At 70.5% G+C, this 2,180-nt stretch carries 2 protein-coding genes; both read left to right on the forward strand.

The window, feature by feature from the left end; all coding sequences use genetic code 11:
• A partial coding sequence (locus ABZU75_RS46245) for a family 1 glycosylhydrolase (RefSeq protein WP_355569909.1) occupies positions 1 to 1,043 on the forward strand: 1,043 nt, incomplete at its 5' end.
• Positions 1,044 to 1,077: 34 nt separating this feature from the next.
• Positions 1,078 to 2,085, forward strand: a complete 1,008-nt coding sequence (locus ABZU75_RS46250) for a LacI family DNA-binding transcriptional regulator (RefSeq protein WP_030908950.1) — start codon at positions 1,078 to 1,080, stop codon at positions 2,083 to 2,085.
• The last annotated feature ends 95 nt before the right edge of the window (positions 2,086 to 2,180 follow it).

Genomic DNA, 2,180 nt, shown 5'->3' on the forward strand with positions numbered 1-2,180 from the left:
TCTACCACTGGGACCTGCCCCAGCCCCTGGAAGACGCGGGCGGCTGGCCGTCACGGGACACGTCGAAGCGCTTCGCCGACTACGCGGCGGCCGTGCACGACGCGCTGGGCGACCGGGTCCGCAACTGGAGCACCGTCAACGAGCCCTGGTGCTCGGCGTTCCTCGGGTACGCCTCGGGTGAGCACGCCCCCGGGCGGCGCGAGCCCGACAAGGCGGTGTACGCCGCCCACCACCTGCTGCTCGCGCACGGCCTGGCCGCGCAGGCGATACGGGCCCAGCGCCCGGAGAGCGTCATCGGCGGCTGCGTCAACCTGTACGCGATCACGCCGCAGACCGCCTCCGAGGCCGACCAGGACGCCGCCCGCCGCATCGACGGGCTGCAGAACCGTTTCTTCCTGGACGCCCTGCTCAGGGGTGAGTACCCGGCCGACGTGCTGGAGGACTTCGGCCGGCCGGCCGGGCTCGTTCAGGACGGGGACATGGAGATCATCTCAACGCCGCTGGACAAGCTGCTGATCAACTACTACAGCCGCTTCACCGTCTCCGGAACCCCCGGCGGCGCGGCGTCGGCCGCGGCGGCGCCCACCGACACCGGGTCACCCTGGGTCGGCAGCGAGCACGTCTCGTTCGTCGAGGGCGGACGTCCCGTGACGGCCATGGGCTGGGAGATCGACGACTCGGGGCTGCTGGAGATCCTGCAGCGGCTGGCCGCCGAGTACCCGCGCGTCCCGCTGGTCATCTCGGAGAACGGCGCGGCCTTCGACGACGTCGTGGGACCCGACGGCGTCGTCCACGACCGCGACCGGGTGGGCTACATCGACGCCCACCTGCGCATCTGCCACACCGCGATCGAGGCGGGGATCCCGCTGGAGGGCTACTTCGCCTGGTCCCTGATGGACAACTTCGAGTGGGCGTGGGGGTACGGAAAGCGGTTCGGACTGGTGCACGTCAACTATGAGACGCAAACTAGAGTTCCCAAAGAGAGCGCTCTCTGGTATGCCGGGACCATCAGGCGCGGAGGCCTGAACGGTCCGACAGAATAGGGGCCGGCGAATTCACCACGGGGGGCTGAAACACATGAACGGCGACCGTCGTCCGACGCTTGAGGCGGTCGCGGCCCTGGCCGGAGTCGGCCGAGGCACGGTGTCGCGGGTCATCAACGGTTCACCGAAGGTGAGCGAGAAGGCCCGTGACGCCGTGCTGCAGGCGATCCAGGAACTGGGCTATGTGCCCAACCGGGCTGCGCGCGCGCTGGTCACCCGGCGCACGGACACCGTGGCGCTGGTCGTATCGGAGTCCGAGCTGCGGGTCTTCGACGAGCCGTACTTCGCGGGAACCATCCGCGGCATCGGTTCCGCACTGTCCGAGACCGGTCTGCAGCTGATCCTCGCGATGGCCCAGTCGAAGCAGGAGCACGAGCGGCTGGAGCACTATCTGACGGGACAGCACGTCGACGGGGTGCTGCTGATCTCCCTGCACGGTGCCGACCCGCTGCCGGGAAGGCTGGAGGCGATGGGCGTGCCGACGGTCATCGGGGGCCGCCCTGTCGGCCTCACCCCCTACAGCTATGTCGACGTGGACAACCGAGCCGGAGCCAGGCAGGCGGTCAAGTACCTGCTGGGCAGGGGCCGTCGCCGGATCGCCACCATCGCGGGAACGCAGGACATGGGCGTGGGTGTGGACCGGCTCGCGGGCTACCGCGACGCGCTGCTCGCGACCGGCCTGAGCGAGATCGTGGCGTACGGCGACTTCAGCGAGGAGAGCGGCATGGCCGAAATGCGCAAGCTGCTCGCCGAGAACCCCGACCTGGACGCCGTCTTCACCGCCTCAGACCCGATGGCGCTGGGCGCGATGCGGGTGCTGCGCGAGGAGGGCAAGAGCATCCCCGGCGACGTCGCGGTGATCGGCTTCGACGACTCGCCCGCCGGGGCGCACTCCTCCCCCGCCCTGACCAGCGTGCACCAGCCCACCGAGTCGATGGGCCGGCAGATGGCCCACCTCCTCGTCTCCCGCATCAACGGCGAGCACCTGGAGCAGCCGGTGGTGATACTCGACACCCACCTGGTCGAGCGATCCTCCGCCTGAGACGGCCCCTTCCGGCGGCCTTCGGCGCGCCGGGCGGGACGGAGCCGAGCCTCAGCCGGTACCACGACGCGGGCGGGGCGGTGGGGTTCCACCGC

Origin of the sequence: Streptosporangium sp. NPDC005286, from assembly GCF_040607515.1 — a bacterium.
In the GTDB taxonomy this organism is placed as follows: domain Bacteria; phylum Actinomycetota; class Actinomycetes; order Streptosporangiales; family Streptosporangiaceae; genus Streptosporangium.